15 protein-coding genes and 1 pseudogene are annotated in these 16097 nt (G+C 73.3%); 12 read left to right on the top strand and 4 right to left on the bottom strand.

Annotation, left to right across the window (positions count from 1 at the left end):
* Positions 1-81 precede the first annotated feature (81 nt).
* The 7 genes and pseudogenes from AB0877_RS14180 to fabF all read left to right on the top strand — a co-directional run bounded on the left by AB0877_RS14180 (position 82) and on the right by fabF (position 6803).
* Positions 82-1266 (top strand): histidine kinase, encoded by a 1185-nt coding sequence (locus AB0877_RS14180; protein ID WP_366608955.1) that lies wholly within the window; start codon positions 82-84, stop codon positions 1264-1266.
* Positions 1263-1964 carry a response regulator transcription factor gene (locus AB0877_RS14185; RefSeq protein WP_366608956.1) on the top strand — a complete coding sequence of 234 codons (702 nt, stop codon included), beginning with the start codon at positions 1263-1265 and terminating at the stop codon, positions 1962-1964. The genes AB0877_RS14180 and AB0877_RS14185 overlap by 4 nt, the downstream gene beginning before the upstream one ends.
* A 37-nt stretch (positions 1965-2001) precedes the next feature.
* Complete coding sequence (locus AB0877_RS14190; protein WP_366608957.1) at positions 2002-3303, top strand: helix-turn-helix domain-containing protein; 1302 nt, start codon at positions 2002-2004, stop codon at positions 3301-3303.
* A 78-nt stretch (positions 3304-3381) separates the two neighbouring features.
* A pseudogene (locus AB0877_RS14195) lies at positions 3382-4290 on the top strand (ACP S-malonyltransferase); the annotation flags it as partial.
* Positions 4291-4304: 14 nt separating this feature from the next.
* Complete coding sequence (locus AB0877_RS14200) at positions 4305-5249, top strand: beta-ketoacyl-ACP synthase III (RefSeq protein WP_366608958.1); 945 nt, start codon at positions 4305-4307, stop codon at positions 5247-5249.
* Between the two features lie 85 nt (positions 5250-5334).
* Positions 5335-5574 (top strand): acyl carrier protein, encoded by a 240-nt coding sequence (locus tag AB0877_RS14205; protein ID WP_030330276.1) that lies wholly within the window; start codon positions 5335-5337, stop codon positions 5572-5574.
* Between the two features lie 2 nt (positions 5575-5576).
* Positions 5577-6803, top strand: coding sequence for a beta-ketoacyl-ACP synthase II (gene fabF, locus AB0877_RS14210; RefSeq protein ID WP_366608959.1), 1227 nt, complete (start codon positions 5577-5579; stop codon positions 6801-6803).
* Positions 6804-6854: 51 nt separating this feature from the next.
* On the opposite strand, the gene AB0877_RS14215 is transcribed toward fabF, so the two are convergent.
* A complete protein-coding gene (locus tag AB0877_RS14215; RefSeq protein ID WP_366608960.1) occupies positions 6855-7046 on the bottom strand; it encodes a hypothetical protein in 192 nt (63 codons plus the stop codon).
* Between the two features lie 160 nt (positions 7047-7206).
* Between AB0877_RS14215 and AB0877_RS14220 the strand changes: the two genes are divergently transcribed.
* Positions 7207-7866, top strand: coding sequence for a lipoprotein (locus AB0877_RS14220; protein WP_366608961.1), 660 nt, complete (start codon positions 7207-7209; stop codon positions 7864-7866).
* A 16-nt stretch (positions 7867-7882) separates the two neighbouring features.
* Here AB0877_RS14220 and AB0877_RS14225 read toward each other — a convergent pair whose 3' ends face one another.
* A complete protein-coding gene (locus AB0877_RS14225) occupies positions 7883-9619 on the bottom strand; it encodes a glycoside hydrolase family 3 N-terminal domain-containing protein (RefSeq protein WP_366608962.1) in 1737 nt (578 codons plus the stop codon).
* Positions 9620-9706: 87 nt separating this feature from the next.
* Complete coding sequence (locus AB0877_RS14230; protein ID WP_366608963.1) at positions 9707-10198, bottom strand: DUF3145 domain-containing protein; 492 nt, start codon at positions 10196-10198, stop codon at positions 9707-9709.
* 308 nt (positions 10199-10506) lie between these two features.
* On the opposite strand from AB0877_RS14230, the gene AB0877_RS14235 reads away from it, so the two are divergent.
* A complete protein-coding gene (locus tag AB0877_RS14235; RefSeq protein ID WP_030330285.1) occupies positions 10507-10836 on the top strand; it encodes a hypothetical protein in 330 nt (109 codons plus the stop codon).
* A gap of 197 nt (positions 10837-11033) precedes the next feature.
* Here the strand turns inward: AB0877_RS14235 and AB0877_RS14240 are convergent, their stop codons facing one another.
* Positions 11034-11657: a carbonic anhydrase gene (locus tag AB0877_RS14240; RefSeq protein ID WP_366609042.1), complete on the bottom strand. Its 624-nt coding sequence runs from the start codon at positions 11655-11657 to the stop codon at positions 11034-11036.
* 170 nt (positions 11658-11827) lie between these two features.
* Here AB0877_RS14240 and AB0877_RS14245 point away from each other — a divergent pair, with 170 nt between their 5' ends.
* The 3 genes from AB0877_RS14245 (at position 11828) to AB0877_RS14255 (ending at position 16049) form a co-directional block, all read left to right on the top strand.
* Positions 11828-12799: an alpha/beta hydrolase gene (locus AB0877_RS14245; RefSeq protein WP_366608964.1), complete on the top strand. Its 972-nt coding sequence runs from the start codon at positions 11828-11830 to the stop codon at positions 12797-12799.
* Positions 12800-12907: 108 nt separating this feature from the next.
* The gene (locus AB0877_RS14250) at positions 12908-15025 is read left to right on the top strand and encodes an AAA family ATPase (RefSeq protein ID WP_366608965.1); all 2118 of its coding nucleotides are present in this window, start codon (positions 12908-12910) and stop codon (positions 15023-15025) included.
* A 106-nt stretch (positions 15026-15131) separates the two neighbouring features.
* On the top strand, positions 15132-16049 hold the full coding sequence (locus AB0877_RS14255) for a cation diffusion facilitator family transporter (protein WP_366608966.1): 918 nt from the start codon (positions 15132-15134) through the stop codon (positions 16047-16049).
* Positions 16050-16097 lie beyond the last annotated feature (48 nt).

The following is a 16097-nucleotide window of genomic DNA, read 5'->3' on the forward strand; positions in this document are numbered from 1 at the left end:
CCCCTTTCGGCGCATGTCGCAGGCGGCGGTCTCCTCCCCCGGTCGGAGTCCGACCCGGTGCGGTTGTGGTGGGATCGGGGGATGCGTCCGCCACCGTGGCTCGGCTCCGGCACCCGCGGCCGGGACCTGGCGCTGGCCGGGGCGTCGCTGGCCGGTGGGCTGGTGCTGTGGACCCTGGGCTGGCAACCGCAGATCCGGCCGCACCCGGACGTGCCCCCGGTCCTGTTCCTGCCGTCGCTGCTGGCGATGTGCGTCGCAGTGGGCCTGCGCCTCGTCGCCCCGCGTGCCAGCCTCGCCGTCGGCACCGTGGCAGTGGTGGTGGACATCGCGCTCGGGGGCTCGCTGGGCGCGATCCTGATCTACACGCAGGTCCTCTACGACGCCTGTGTCTACGGCCCGCCGCGGCTGTGGCGGTGGCTGCTGCGGGCGACCATCGGGTTGAGCGTGGTCGGTGCGGTCGTCGGCGTGATCCTCACCGACGAGTGGAGCGGGGTCGCGATCGGCGTGCTGGTGGTGCTCGTCGGCCTGCTGCCGGTCCTGACCGGCATCAGCGTGCGGCAGTACCGCGATCAGGCCGCCGCCGAGCGGGCGCGGGCCGAGCAGACCGCCCGGCTGGTCGAGTTGGACCGCCGGCAGGCGGTCAGCGCGGAACGGGCCCGGATGGCCCGGGAGCTGCACGACGTGGTCGCGAACCACCTCAGCGCGGTGGCCATCCACGCCACCGCGGTGCTCTCCGTCCCCGGGTTGGATCGCGGTCAGGTGGAGTCGGCCCTGCGGGTGATCCGGGAGAGCAGCGTGCAGGGCCTCGCCGAGATGCGTCAGATGATCGAGGTGCTGCGCGAGCCCGGGACCAGCGCCGACCCGGCCGCGCCGGAGGTGGTCACCGCGCGACTGGCCGAGGCGGACGAGCTGGTCGAGCGGGTCCGGGCTGCCGGCCTCGCGGTGCGGGTCCGGACCGACGGCACGCCGGGCGCGTTGCCGGTGGGGGTGGACCTGGCCGCGTACCGGATCGTGCAGGAGTCGCTGACGAACGCGCTCAAGCACGGTACGGGTGAGGCGGAGCTGACGATCGCGTACCGGCCGGCCGAGGTGGTGCTGATTGTGGAGAACCCGGTGCGTCGGGGCGGGGCCGGGCTGCCGGGCGCCGGGGCCGGGCTGATCGGCATGCGGGAGCGGGCCACGTTGCTGGCCGGCCGGTTCACCGCCGGGCCGTGCGACGGCCGTTGGCAGGTGCGGGCGGCCCTGCCCACCGGGGAGGGCGGGTGACCGGGCCGGCGCGGCCGTCGGACGACACGGGCCCGGCGACGGTACGGGTGGTGCTCGCCGACGACCAGCCGGCGGTACGGGCCGGACTGGCCCTGATTCTGAACAGCTCAGCGGGGCTCGAGGTGGTCGGCGAGGCGGCCGACGGCAACGCCGCGGTGCGCCTGTGCCGGGAGTTGCGCCCCGACGTGGCGGTGCTGGACGTGCGGATGCCGCACCGGGACGGGATCTCCGCGACCCGGGCGATCGTCAGCGACGGGCTGGCCGACGTGCTGGTGCTCACCACCTTCGACCTGGACGAGTACGTCTTCGGGGCGTTGCGGGCCGGGGCGGCCGGGTTCCTGCTCAAGGACACCGACGCCGCCGGCCTGGTGAGCGCGGTGCGGACGGTGGCCCGGGGCGACGGCTTCATCGCGCCCACTGTGACCCGTCGGTTGATCACCGCCTTCGCGGCCACCGCGCCGGGTGCGTCGGCGGACGCGCGGGCCGCGCTGGCCACCCTCACCCCGCGTGAGCGTGACGTGCTGGCCTGCCTCGGGTTGGGCCTGTCCAACCAGCAGATCGCCGATCGACTGGTGCTGGCGGAGAGCACCACGAAGACCCATGTGAGCAGGATCCTGGCGAAGCTGGACCTCCGCAGCCGGGTGCAGGCCGCCATCCTGGCCCAGGAGGTGGGCCTGCCCGCTCCCCCGCGGTCGTGAGACGGGCCCGCTGGGCACGTGACGGACCGGTGCCGGCGTGGTTGGCCTGCTCACGACGTGTCAGGCTAGGGCGGTGAGCACGCCGGGCGGTGGGGAGCTGTCGGCCACGCTGCGCCGGATCGAACGATCGGCGGGGGCGTTGGCCACCTCCAGCGTGGCCCGGATGGACGAGACGCTGCCCTGGTTCCGGGCGCTTCCGGCCGACCAGCGTTCCTGGGTGATGCTGGTGGCGCAGGCGGGCGCGAGGTCGCTGGTGCAGTGGCTGCGCGAGGGTGGCGGCACGGCGGACAGCACCCAGGAGGTCTCGGACGAGGTCTTCGCCGCCGCCCCGCAGGCGCTGGCCCGCTCGATCACCCTTCAACAGACCGTGGCGTTGATCAAGGTGACGATCGACGTGGTCGAGGAGCAGGTGTCGCACCTGGCCGCCGAGGGTGAGGAGCAGCAGCTCCGCGAGGCGGTGCTGCGCTTCTCCCGGGAGATCGCGTTCTCCGCCGCCCGGGTGTACGCGCGGGCCGCCGAGTCGCGCGGCGCCTGGGACGCCCGGTTGCAGGCGCTGCTGGTCGACGCGCTGTTGCGCGGTGACTCGCCGGACGTCCTGGCCAGCCGGGCCGCCGCGCTCGGCTGGGCGGACGCGCCGCCGGTGGCGGTGGCGGTCGGTCGGTCGCCGGGGGGCGAGGTCTCCGCGGTGCTGCACGTGGTCTACCGGCAGGCCCGCCGGATCGGCGTGGAGGTGATCGGCGGCGTCCACGGCGACCGGCTGGTGATCGTGCTGGGCGGCGCACCCGACCCGCTGACCGCCACCGCGAAGCTGCTGAGCGCGTTCGGGGACGGCCCGGTGGTGGTCGGTCCCGCCGTGCCGAGCCTGGACGAGGCGACCGAGTCGGCGCGGGCCGCGCTGTCCGGCTTTCGGGCCGCACCGGCCTGGCCGAGCGCGCCCCGACCGGTGCCGGCCGCGGACCTGCTGCCGGAGCGGGCCCTCGCCGGCGACACCGAGGCCCGTCGACGGCTGCGTCACGATGTGTACGCGACGCTGGTGCGCGCCGGTGGGGAGCTGCTGGCCACCCTGGACGCCTTCCTGGCCGCCGGTGGCACCTTGGAGAGCGCGGCCCGGGCACTGTTCGTGCACCCGAACACTGTGCGTTACCGGTTGCGCCGGATCGCCGAGGTGACCGGGTTCTCGCCACTGTCGCCGCGCGACGCGTTCGCCCTTCAGGTGGCGCTGACCGTGGGTCGGTTGGACCCGGTCGCCCCGCTGGTCTCGCCGGTCCCGACTCAGACAATGACCCCGGCTACCCGGAAATCGTCCCAAACCGAGGATGATCCCCGCCGATCTTTGTAGGAAACCACCAAAGGTCCTAGTGTGGTTTGGTGGAAGGCGGCACCGCGTTACCCGCCATTATCCGGGAGAGTCATAGACGTGCTCGCCGTACTTAGTCCCGGCCAGGGTTCTCAGAAACCCGGCTTCCTGACCCCCTGGCTCGACCTGACCGGCACTGAGGCGCGACTGCGCGACTGGTCGGCGTTGGCCGGGGTGGACCTGCTGCACCTGGGCACCAACGCCGACGCCGACGAGATCAAGGACACCGCCCGCACCCAGCCGTTGCTGGTCGCCGCGGCGTTGCTGGCGGCCGAGCACCTGCCGCTGGACGGCGTCGCCGTCACCGCCGGCCACAGCGTCGGCGAGCTGGGTGCCGCCGCCCTGGCCGGTGTGCTGTCGGCCGATGCCGCGATCACCCTGGCCGGCGTTCGCGGCCGGGAGATGGCCGCCGCCTGTGCGCTGGAGCCGACCGGAATGGCGGCGGTGCTCGGTGGTGATCCCGACGAGGTGATCGCCGCGATCGAGGCGAACGGGCTCTACCCGGCCAACCGCAACGGCGCCGGGCAGATCGTCGCCGCGGGCGCCTTGGACGGGCTCGACAAGCTCGCCGCCGCGCCGCCCGCCCGGACCCGGATCATCCGACTCCAGGTGGCCGGTGCCTTCCACACCCCGTACATGGCTCCGGCGGAGACCGCGCTCGCCGCGGAGGCCGCCGGAATCACCCCCGCCGACCCGGCCCGCACCCTGCTGTCGAACCTCGACGGCACCGCTGTCGACGACGGCGCGGCCATGGTGCAGCGCCTCGTCCGTCAGGTCACCGCACCGGTGCGCTGGGACCTGTGCATGCGCACGCTGGCCGACCTCGGGGTCACCGGCGTGATCGAACTACCCCCGGCCGGCACCCTCGCCGGCCTGGTCAAGCGGGAACTCAAGGGCGACGGCGCCCCGGAGATCGTCACCCTCAACACCCCGGACGACCTGCCGGCCGCACGGGACCTGATCGCCCGTATCGGAGGCCGTTCATGACTGGCAGTCGCATCGTCTCGATGGGGCACTACCAGCCCTCCCGGATCGTGACCAACGACGACATCGCCCAGCTCGTCGACACCAACGACGAGTGGATCCGCGACCGGGTCGGCATCGTCAGCCGGCGGATCGCCGACAGTGAGACGGTCGCCGACATGGCCGCCGCGGCTGCCGGCAAGGCACTGGCCAACTCGGGCCTGAGCGCCGCCGACATCGACCTGGTCGTGGTCGCCACCTGCTCCTCCATCGACCGCAGCCCCAACGTGGCATGCCGGGTCGCCGGCAAGCTGGGCATCACCGCGCCGGGCGCGTTCGACCTCAACACCGCCTGCTCGGGCTTCGCGTACGCGCTGGGCACCGTCGACCACGCCATCCGGGCCGGGGCGTCGCGCAACGCGATCGTCATCGGCGCGGAGAAGCTGTCCGACTTCACCGACTGGACCGACCGCTCCACCTGCATCATCTTCGCCGACGGGGCCGGTGCCGCGGTGGTCTCCGCCACCGCCGACGACGAGCCGACCGGGATCGGCCCGGTCGTCTGGGGTTCGGTGCCGGACAAGAGCGACGCCGTCCGCATCGAGGGCTGGCGCCCGTACATCCAGCAGGAGGGGCAGGCGGTGTTCCGCTGGGCCACCACCGCCATCGCGCCGCTCGCGCTACAGGCCTGCGAGCGGGCCGGGGTCGACCCGTCGGAGCTGGCCGCGTTTGTGCCGCACCAGGCCAACGCCCGGATCATCGACGGCATCGCCAAGCGGCTCAACATTCCCGACGCGATCATCGCCAAGGACATCGTCGAGTCCGGCAACACCTCCGCGGCGAGCGTGCCGCTGGCGCTGTCCAAGCTGGTCGAGCGCCGGGAGGTGCCCTCGGGCGCACCGGTGCTGCTGTTCGGCTTCGGCGGTGGCCTGACCTACGCCGGTCAGGTCGTCCGCTGCCCCTGATGACCCCCTCGGGCGCGTACGCGTCCAGGATTGGCGGTCGGCGACGCCGACCGCCGAAGAACCCCGATGAAAGGAACCAACCGCAATGACCCGTGACGAGATCACCACCGGCCTCGCCGAGATCCTCGAAGAGGTTGCCGGGGTGAACCCGGACGACGTGGCCGAGGGGAAGTCCTTCACCGACGACCTCGACGTCGACTCGCTCTCCATGGTTGAGGTCGTGGTCGCGGCCGAGGAGAAGTTCGGCGTCAAGATCCCGGACAACGAGGTGCAGAACCTCAAGACCGTCGGCGACGCCGTCAGCTACATCGCGGCGCAGTCCTGATCATGAGTCGTCCAGACGTCGTCGTCACCGGGCTCGGCGCGACGACCCCGCTTGGCGGGGACGTCGCGTCGACCTGGGACGCAATGCTCGCCGGCCGCTCCGGGGTGAGTGCCCTCACCCAGGAGTGGGCCGAGCAACTGCCGGTCCGGATCGCCGCCCAGCTGGCCGTGGAGCCGTCCGAGGTGCTGGACCGGGTCCGCCTGCGCCGCCTGGACCGTTCCGAGGCGATCGCGATCATCGCGGCGCAGCAGGCCTGGGCGGACGCCGGCCTCGCCGGCTCCGACCTCGACGGGGAGCGGCTGGCCGTCAGCGTCGGCTCCGGCATCGGCGGTGCCACCACGCTGCTCGCCCAGGACGACATCCTGGAGGCATCCGGGCCACGGCGGGTCTCCCCGCACACCATCCCGATGCTGATGCCGAACGGTCCGGCCGCCTGGGTCGGGCTGGAGCTGGGCGCGAAGGCCGGCGTGCACTCGGTGGCCAGCGCGTGCGCCACCGGCGCCGAGGCGATCGCCCTCGGTCTGGACATCATCCGTGCCGGCCGGGCCGACGTGGTGGTGGCCGGGGGCACCGAGGCGGTCATCCACCCCCTGCCCATCGCCGGGTTCAGCTCGATGCGGGCCATGTCGACCCGCAACGACGACCCGGAGCGGGCCTCCCGCCCGTGGGACCGGGGCCGGGACGGCTTCGTCCTCGGCGAGGGCGCCGGCATCGTGGTGCTGGAGCGGGCCGAGCACGCCGCGGCGCGGGGCGCCCGGGTGTACGCCCGCCTCGCCGGCGCCGGCATCACCTCCGACGCGTACGACATCGTGCAGCCGCACGCCGAGGGCGAGGGCGCGATCCGGGCCATCGCCAAGGCGATCGCCGACGCGGACGTGGCGAAGCGGGACATCGTGCACGTCAACGCGCACGCGACCTCGACCCCGGTCGGGGACATGTTGGAGATCGGTGGGTTGCACAAGGCGCTCGGCGACCACCCGGTGCTGTCCGCGACGAAGTCGATGACCGGTCACCTGCTCGGTGCGGCCGGCGCGCTGGAGTCGATCGCCACCATCCTGGCGATCCGCGACAGCGTCGTCCCTCCGACGATCAACCTCGACGACCCGGAGCCAGGCCTCACCCTGGACGTCGCCGCGCACAAGGCCCGCCACATGGAGATCCCGGCCGCGTTGAACAACGCGTTCGGCTTCGGCGGCCACAACGTCGCTCTGGTTTTCGCCCGCCCCTGAGATCCCGCGAAAGGGCCCCTCCTCGTCGAGAGGAGGGGCCCTTTCGTCGTTTCAGCCCCGGTTGCGGGGGTGTTGTTTCGCGGCGCGCTCGTTGCCGTGGCGGTAGTTGCCGGTCCAGCGGGCCATCACCAGCTGCGGGTCGTCGTCGACCTCGGCCAGGAACTCGGCGGCCCGAGCACCGCGCAGCGTGCCGGCGACCCGGCCGTGGTGAGTGATCACCACAGTGCCGTCCGCCCGTCGCACGTGACGGAATCCTGCTGCCGCTCCCATGGGGTGAGGCTGTCAGATCGACCGGCGGGGAGGCGACCAAATTTTCGTCGCGGGCACTCGATCCCCGATTGACGTCGAGGGACCGCGCGGCTTAGATGGGCCGACTGAAGATCGACTGACGGGGATCACCACCATGGACGCTCGTACTCGCCTAGCCGTGTCGGCGGCGCTCATCCTCGGCCTGCTGGCCGGCTGCGGCGACGACGCCGCCGGGCCCGCGGCCGGCGACCCGGCCCCACCGGCCACGGGCGAGCCCTGGTACGACGAGACGACCCCGGCGACGTCCGGCGGCACGACCGGTGGCACCGGCTCCCCCTGCCCGGTAGCGGTGACGTTTCCGCTGGCCGACGGGTGGACGGCGAATGCTGTCGAGCCGCCCAAGGGTGAGCTGGCCGAGCTGGTCGGCGAGGCGCTCACCAAGCGCGGCGGCACCACCGTGCGGTGCGAGGTGGACGGCCGGTCGGCCGGCGGCGGGTTCCTGCGCATCTGGGCGACGGACACGCCGACCGCCGCTCCGCGCGCCGCGCTGGAGAGCTTCGCCACCGGAGCCGGCGAGACGGTCACCGGCCAGCAGTTCCGCGACCTCCGCGCCGGCGGCCTGGACGCCACCGAGATGACCTGGCTCGCCACCAACCCGCTGGTCGAGGAGGAGGCGGCGCGGAACTGGGCGCTGGCCGTTCAGTCGGCGGGGCAGACGCTGGTCTTCGCGGTCAACGAGGGCCTGATCACCGAACGGACCGACGTGCTGCCGGCGTACCGGCTCGCGGTTGGCGGGCTCGCGGCCGCCGGCTGAGGCCAGCCCGGCACGGTCAGCTCCTGGCGCAGGTCGTGGCGGGCAGGCCGGGTACCGCGACCGGGGACTGGCCGCCCGGCCGGGCCTTGCCGGCGAGCACGGCGGCCAGGGCGGTCATCGACGCCCGGCTGGAGGAGTACGTCGCCAACAGCGTCGGCGACTTCGCGTCGGCCAGCACGTACGGGGTGTCCATGGCGACCGTGACGGCCGCGTCGGGGCGCAGGTCGCTCTTGCCGTCGCCGTAGCCCACCAGGTGCACGACAGTGCCGCCGCTGGGCTTGACCTGCACACCGGCGGCGGTCAACGCGGCGGTGAGGGTGGCCCGGGTGCCGTCCCGACCGCCGGACGAGGTGACGGTGACGGGCCCGCGTACCGCTCCGCCGCAGGCGCCACGCAGCACGGTGACGGCGGCAGCGGCCAGCGCGTCGGCCGCCGCCCGGTGTGCCGGGGTGTTGAGCGTGGACATCTGCGCCGCCGGCAGCTCGGCGAGCTGGAACTTCATCGTCAGCACCCGGGTGACCGCCTCGACCAGCCGGGTCCGGGGCAGCGACCCCCCGCGCAGCGCGGCGAGCAGCCCGTCGTACGCCTGACCGACGTTCGGGGTCATCAGGATGAGGTCGTTACCGGCGTTGAGCGCCCGGACCGCCGCCTCGCCGGGAGCCCAGCGCATCGCGGGCGGCATGTTCATCCCGTCGGTGATCACCACGCCCTTGAAGCCGAGTTGGCCGCGCAGGACGTCGGTGAGCAGCTTGTGCGAGAACGTCGCCGGGGTTCCCGGGTCGATCGCGCGCGCGTCCAGGTGACCGGACATCACGGCCATCGCGCCCGCGTCCATCCCGGCGGTGAACGGCGGCCACGCGCCGCTCTGCAACGCCGCGGCGGACTGGGTCAGCACCGGAAGGTCCTTGTGCGAGTCGTCGGCGCTGTGACCGTGCCCGGGGAAGTGCTTCAGGGTGGCCGCGACCCCGACCGCCTGGAGGCCACGGACCGCGCCGCCCACCTGCGCGGCGGCCCGCTTCGGGTCGGAGCCGTAGGACCGGGAGCCGATCACCGTGCTGCGGGTGGCCAGCACGTCGGCCACCGGGGCGAAGTCGATGTTGATGCCCATCGCGGCCAACTCGGCGCCGGCGGCCCGCCAGGCGGCCTCGGTGAGCTTCGGGTCACCGGCCGCGCCGGCCGCGAGGGCGCTGGGCAGCACCGTGACGCCGTCGGTCACACGGGTGACGACCCCGTACTCCTGGTCGGTGCCGACGAGCAGCGGCGCCGAACCGGCGGCGAGCCGACCGGCGGCGGTACGCAGCCCGGTGGTGAGCTCGTGCACCTGCTTGGGGTTGTCGACGTTCGTGGTCTCCTGGTTGCCCTTGGTCGGGTCGTCGGCGCTGAAGCCGACCAGGATCAGGCCACCCAGTCGGTACTTGGCGATCATCTCGGCGGGGGTGTCCACCCCGGCAAGGGCCTGGTTACCGGCCGCCGAGCCGGCGGAGACCTTCGTCGCCGAGTCGCCGTAGGCGTACGGCATCAGCACCTGGCCGACCAGGTCCTCGTCGGGCAGCGTCGCCACCAGCGCGGCGGCGCGGCCGGCGGGGTCGCTGGCCGGCGGCGCGGGCGGGACGCTCGGAGCCGCGGACGTCCCGATCGGGCTGGGCGTCAGCGTGGGGCGCTCCGGGTCACCTGAGCAGCCGGAGACGAGCAGGGCGGTCAGGGCGGCGACAGCGACACTGGCGCGCCACGGGCGATTCGACACGCCGCCCATCCCACCAGCTTCTCCCTTATCGGGGCAACTTGACCTTACCGGTCGTCACCGGCGCGACAGCGTACGGCCAGCGGCCCGCCGGCCGGGTCAGCCGACCCGAGTGAGCAAGGTCACCGGAGCACCGTCGCCGGCGTACCGGTAGGGCTCCAGGTCAGCGTCCCATGCCGTGCCGAGCGCCTTGTCGAGGGCGTGCGCCAGGGCCTCGGGGGCCCGGGAGGCCGCCATCAGCGTCCGGAGCCGGTCCTCGCCGAGTTGGATGTCGCCGGCCACGCCCACCGTCGCCCGGAACAGGCCACGGGCTGGCACGTACATGAAGCGCTCACCGTCGACGCCGGGACTCGGCTCCTCGGTGACCTCGAAACGGATCATGGGCCACTGCCGTAGGGCAGCGGCCAGCTCGGCGCCCGTCCCCGGACGACCGGTCCACCCGCACTCGGCCCGGCGTGCGCCGGGGTCGACGGGCTGAGCCGTCCACTGCAGGTTGACCGGCGCGGCTAGGACGCGCGCGATCGCCCACTCGACGTGTGAGCACACGGCGAGCGGGGTCGAGTGGACGTATACGACGCCACGCGTTGGCACGGTGACCTCCCGGAGAGCGAGGTGCGTCTTCCCCTACGACCTCGTCCACCCAGGTGGCTGCTGCAACACATGATGACTCCTGTGACGCGTGGTGCGCCAGGGAATCGGAAAAAACGCCGGGTGGAATAGCCGGACGGGTGGCCGCCGTTGCCTCTCAGGACACCGCGACGACCAGCATGATGTCGTGGTCCTGTACAGTTCCACCGGCGGCTTATGCCGCGTTACACCTTCGCGGGTCGAGTCACGTACGACCCGCACACAGCCCCCGGACGTCTAGTCCTCCCGTACGTCTTGCAAGGAGTACCTCCGTGGCGAGCAACACCTCTAAGACCGCGCGCGCGTCAGTCCGGGCCGGCCAGGCTGGCCAGGGTGGCGCCCTCAGCGTGCTGGGCGAGTTCAAGTACCTCATCCCGCTCAACGGCGGCAAGCACGCCTACGTGCGGAACCTGACCAACGGCAAGACCGCGCACCTGCGCACGGACTCCGACGCCTTCGTCGAGGAGATCCGCGTTCTGGCCGCCGCCGGCCACGCCGCCAAGATCCGGGCGGAGATCAACAACCTGGCTGCCACCCACCCGGGTGACGGCTGGGAGGCCACCGAGAAGCGCCTGGTCGCGGCCGGCGTCTTCGAGGGCTGAGCCCCCTCCCCCACGCACCACCGAAACCGCCCGCCGGGAGTTCCCGGCGGGCGGTTTCTCGTGCGCGAGGACCAACTTGGTCGATCATGGAGTTGTGGTGCCCGGATTGAAGTCGTTCAGGCTGGTCTGTCACCCACCACAACTCCATGATCGACGCGAGCGGCGGCGGGACGATCCTCGGGCCGGGCCGGGGCGGGTCAGCCGGGGTCGAGCAGGGCGACCTCGCCGGTGGCCAGGTCGTAGAGGCCGCCGACCACGGCCACCCGGCCGACGGCCACCGGCCCGGCCAGCAGATCGTCCCGGCGCAGGGTGTGCACCGTGCGCCGGACGTGCCGGCGGATCGCCAGCGGCAGCACCGCCGGGTCGTCGATCCCCGCCTCGGTCACCGCCGGCGCGATCTCGTCCACCAGGTGCGCCAGCGACCCGCCGGGACGCCGGCCGATGCGCAGCGCCTCCACCGTGGCCTGCACCGCGCCACACCGCTCGTGGCCGAGGACCATCACCAGCGGTACGCCGAGCTGGCCGACCACGTACTCGATGGAGCCGCAGACCGCGCGATCGAGCACATGCCCCCCGGTACGGATCACGCAGATCGCGCCGAAGGTCTGGTCGAAGATCGCCTCCAGCGGCACCCGGGAGTCGATGCAGCCCAGCACCACCGCGTACGGCTGCTGGTCGCCGGAGGCCGCGGCGGCGGCCGTGACGTCGTGTCCGTGCGCAGGCTGACCGCTGACGAACCGCCGATTGCCGGCCAGCAGGTCGGCAAGGGCGGCGCGGGGCGTACCGCCGGCCTGCCGCCCCTGCCCCGACGTCGCTCCCATGGGCGCTCCCGACGACCCCATGCCGTCCAGCTTGGCCCGCGACCGTCCGGTACGGGCGAGGTCGGGAATGTTCGCCACGGCGCGATTGGCGTGGTGTCATGGCGGGTAGCCGGTGTTACCGCCGGGTATCGGAGGTGCTGGTGGTACTGGGCGGCCCTGGGGAGGTGGCGATGCCAGAGCGGTTCGAGGTCGGCCTGCCGGACGGCGTACGGCTCAACGTCGAGGCGACGGGCCCGACGGACGCCCAGGTCACCGCCATCCTGCTGCACGGCTGGACGCTGGACGGGCGCGCCTGGCACCGACAGGTCGAGGCGCTCACCGCGCCGCAGTTCGGCGGTGCGGTGCGGGTGGTCGCCTACGACGCGCGGGGACACGGCCGGTCCAGCTGCATGGCGCTGCCCACGGCCACCCTGGCCCAGTTGGGTGACGACCTGGCCGCGGTCATCGACGCGGTCGCGCCGACCGGCCCGGTGGTGCTGGTCGGGCACTCGATGGGCGGCATGACGATCATGGAGTACGCCCACCGCCACCCCGCGCACTTCGCCGCCCGTACCGCCGGCCTGGTCTTCGTCTCGACCACCGCCGAGGGGCACACGCACACCGTCTACGGGCTCTCGCCGCGGATCGCCCGGTTGATCCGGCTGGCCGAGACGACCGGCGCCGGCGTACTGGCCCGGTGTGGCTCGTGGCGTGCTCCCCGGGCACTGCTGAACGCGCTGCAACCGAGCATCCGGTGGATGCTCTTCGGTGACCGCTGCGAGCCGGCCGACATCCGTCTGGTGACGTCGGCGGTGGCCCGGGCCTCGCTGCGTTCGATCGGCGGGTTCCGCGCCTCCATCGGCACCCAGCACCGCCTGGACACCCTCGCCGCGCTGGCCCACCTGCCGGCCGCCGCCCTGGTCGGCGACCGGGACCGGCTGACCCCACCGCCGTGCGCCGAGTCGATCGCGGCGGCTCTGCCGGCCACCGAGCTGACCGTCTGCCCAGGTGCCGGACACATGCTGATGATGGAACGCCCGGACGAGGTGAACGCCGCGCTCACCGGCGTCGTACGACGGGCGATCGCCGAATCGCCGCCGGCACACCTCGGCGCATCGCCGCCGGCACACCTCGGCGCGGCCCCCGCCGGGACGGGTGCCTGAGCACGTTCGCGCACCTCGGGCGCGGCGGGTCGGGTCCGGGGCCGTACCCTTCTGCGGTTGGCCCGCGCGGTTTCCGCCGCCTGCCGGCGACCTCTGAAGGAGCGTGCGTTGACCGACCAGACCGGCCTGGAGCAGGAGATCGCCGTCGAGCAACGACACCTGGACCGGGTGTACGCCCGACTGGCCGAGCTGCGGCAGTCGGCCGTCCGCGCCGAGCGCGACGGCTACCGGATGGCCCGGGTGGGCACGCACGGCGCCCTGGTCGAGCGCGACGCCATGGTCTTCCACGCCGCGCAGCGGCGGCACACCCTGGACGCCGAGCACGAGGGGCTGGTCTTCGGCCGGCTGGACCTGCGCGACCGTCAGGTGCTGCACGTCGGGCGACTGGGGATCCGCGACGAGAACGCCGTCACGCTCGTCGTCGACTGGCGCGCGCCGGCCGCCGCCGCCTTCTACCAGGCCACCCCGGCGCAGCCGCTGGATGTGGTGCGGCGGCGCACCATCCAGTCCCGCGCCGAGCGGGTCACCCGGATCGAGGACGACCTGCTGGACCCGACGGCCGCCCCGGAGGGGATGACCGTCGTCGGTGACGGCGCGTTGCTGGCCACCCTGTCCAAGGCCACCGGCCGGGGTATGCGCGACATCGTGGCGACCATCCAGCGGGAGCAGGACGAGGCGATCCGCTCGCCCGGCTCCGGGGTGACGATCGTCGCGGGCGGCCCCGGCACCGGGAAGACCGCTGTGGCCCTGCACCGGGCCGCGTTCCTGCTCTACTCCGACCGCAGCCGCTATGCCGGCGGCGGCATCCTGGTGGTCGGGCCGTCGTCGGTCTTCGTCGAGTACATCGGCTCCGTGCTGCCGTCGCTCGGTGAGGACACCGCGACCCTGCACTCGCTGGGCACCCTCTTCCCGGGGATGACAGCCACCCGCCCCGACCCGCCCGAGGTGGCGGCGGTGAAGGGTTCGCTGCGGATGCGCCGGGTGCTGGAGCGGGCGGCCCGCGACGCGGTGCCGGGCGGCCCGGGTGAGCTGCGGCTGCTCTACCGGGGCACGCTGCTGCGGTTGGACCGGGTCGCGTTGGACCGGATCCGGGAGCGCGCGCTGCACCGCGGCGCACGGCGCAACGAGGTGCGCCGGGCCGGTTTCGACGGGGTGTTCGCCGCGCTCTGGGCGCAGGCCCGTGAGCTGAGCAGCGGTCGGCTGCCGGAGCAACCGGCCTTCGAGGCGGAGATCGCCGAGCGGTCGGAGTTCCGGGAGTTCCTCAAGGCGTGGTGGCCTCGACTGCACCCCCGGCACGTGCTCGGCTGGCTGGCGCAGCCGGACCGGCTGCGCCGCTACGCCGGGGGGATTCTCTCCTCGGCGGAGATCCGGCTGCTCAACGCCGCGTACCGGGACCTGGACTCGGCCGGGCTGACCATCGCCGACGTGGCGCTGCTGGACGAGTTGGACGCGCTGCTCGGCAAGCCCGCGCAGCCGGCCCGCGCGCGACGCGACCCGTTCCAGCTCGCCGGCGGCGTCCGTGAGCTGAGCACCCTCGGTGAACGGCAACGGGCCGCCCGCGCGGCGGCCCGGGAACGCCCGGCGGACTACCGGGACTACGCGCACGTGGTGGTGGACGAGGCGCAGGACGTCTCGCCGATGCAGTGGCGGATGATCGGTCGGCGGGGCCGGCTGGCCTCCTGGACCGTGGTGGGCGACCCCGCGCAGACCGCGTGGACCGGCGATCCGGAGGAGCTGACCCGGGCCCGCGACCAGGCGCTGGGCCGGCGCAAGCGACACGACTTCACGCTCACCACCAACTACCGCAACTCGGCGGAGATCTTCGCGGTGGCGGCGGCAGAGATCCGGCGGCTCTACCCGGACCTGCCGCTGCCGACCGCCGTCCGCTCCACCGGGGTCGAGCCGGTGGAGCTGGTGGTGCCCGCGACGGGGTTGGAGACCGCGACAGTGGAGGCCGCCGCCGGCCTGCTGGCCGAGGTGGAGGGCACGGTCGGTGTGATCACGCCGGTCCCCCGCCGCGACGAGGTGGCCGGTTGGCTGGGCGCTCTCGGCGCGCCCAGGTTGCAGGTGGTCACCAGCCTGGAAGCCAAGGGCATGGAGTACGACGGGGTCGTGCTGGTCGCCCCGAGCGAGATCCGGGCCGATCCGGGCGCCGGGGTACGCACCCTGTACGTGGCGCTCTCCCGGGCCACCCAGCGGCTCACCACCATCGACCCGAACGGCTGACGTGTGCGGACTGCCACCGGCGGAACGCTCCACCCGTACACTTGCACACATAGCGATGTGAGCATACATTTGACCGGGTCCCGACCAGCGGCGGAAGGTGGTTCTCGTGGGCGCAGGGCATGACCACCACCATGGGTCCGTCGCCAATGCCGCACACCAGCACCGGGGTCGCCTCTGGGCGGCGTTCGGGTTGCTGGCCACCCTGATGGTGGTCGAAGCGGTGGTCGCACTGCACACCGGCTCGCTCGCCCTGCTCTCCGACGCCGGGCACATGTTCACCGACGTGCTCGGCATCGGGATGGCGCTCGCCGCCATCACGGCGACCCGACGGGCCACCGGTGACCCGCAGCGCACCTTCGGGCTCTACCGGCTCGAGGTGCTCGCCGCGCTGGCCAACGCCGTCCTGCTCTCCGGCGTCGCGATCTACGTGGTGATCGAGGCGATCCGCCGCTTCGGTGACCCGCACCAGGTCATCGCCGGCCCGATGCTCGCGGTTGCCGTACTCGGCCTGCTGGCGAACATCGCCGCCTTCGCGCTGCTGCGAGCCGGGGCCCGGGAGAGCATCAACCTCCAGGGCGCCTACCTGGAAGTGCTCGGTGACCTGCTCGGCTCGGTCGGCGTCATCGGCGCGGCGCTGCTGATCACCGTCACCGACTGGTGGTGGGCCGACCCCCTGGTCGCGGTCGCCATCGGCGTGTTCATCCTGCCGCGCACCTGGCGGCTGGCCCGCGCCGCCATCCGCATCCTGGTGCAGGCCGCCCCGGAGCACCTCCAGGTGACCGCCGTGCACGACCGGCTCGCCGCCGTCCCCGGGGTCGTCGAGGTGCACGACCTGCACGTCTGGACGCTCACCTCGGGCATGGAGGTGGCCTCCGCCCACCTGACCATGGCACCGGGCGCGGAGGTCGGCGCGGTGCTCACCGCGGCACGCACGGCCCTGCACGACGACTTCCGCATCGAGCACGCGACGTTGCAGATCGAGCCCGGCGCCGCCTCCGGGGCCTGCGGCTCCATCGAATGGTGACCGGTTCGCAGTTTTCCGTGGTGACGCACGCACCGTCCGTCACATTGG

This window comes from Micromonospora sp. NPDC047644 (assembly GCF_040704315.1).
In the GTDB taxonomy this organism is placed as follows: Bacteria; Actinomycetota; Actinomycetes; order Mycobacteriales; family Micromonosporaceae; genus Micromonospora.

Coding starts and splice junctions, on each gene's coding strand:
- AB0877_RS14200 (WP_366608958.1), top strand. CDS start 4,305: ATGACTGGCAGTCGCATCGTCTCGATGGGGCACTACCAGCCCTCCCGG.
- AB0877_RS14225 (WP_366608962.1), bottom strand. CDS start 9,619: ATGGGCGGCGTGTCGAATCGCCCGTGGCGCGCCAGTGTCGCTGTCGCC.
- AB0877_RS14240 (WP_366609042.1), bottom strand. CDS start 11,657: ATGGGAGCGACGTCGGGGCAGGGGCGGCAGGCCGGCGGTACGCCCCGC.
- fabF (WP_366608959.1), top strand. CDS start 5,577: ATGAGTCGTCCAGACGTCGTCGTCACCGGGCTCGGCGCGACGACCCCG.
- AB0877_RS14205 (WP_030330276.1), top strand. CDS start 5,335: ATGACCCGTGACGAGATCACCACCGGCCTCGCCGAGATCCTCGAAGAG.
- AB0877_RS14180 (WP_366608955.1), top strand. CDS start 82: ATGCGTCCGCCACCGTGGCTCGGCTCCGGCACCCGCGGCCGGGACCTG.
- AB0877_RS14220 (WP_366608961.1), top strand. CDS start 7,207: ATGGACGCTCGTACTCGCCTAGCCGTGTCGGCGGCGCTCATCCTCGGC.
- AB0877_RS14245 (WP_366608964.1), top strand. CDS start 11,828: ATGCCAGAGCGGTTCGAGGTCGGCCTGCCGGACGGCGTACGGCTCAAC.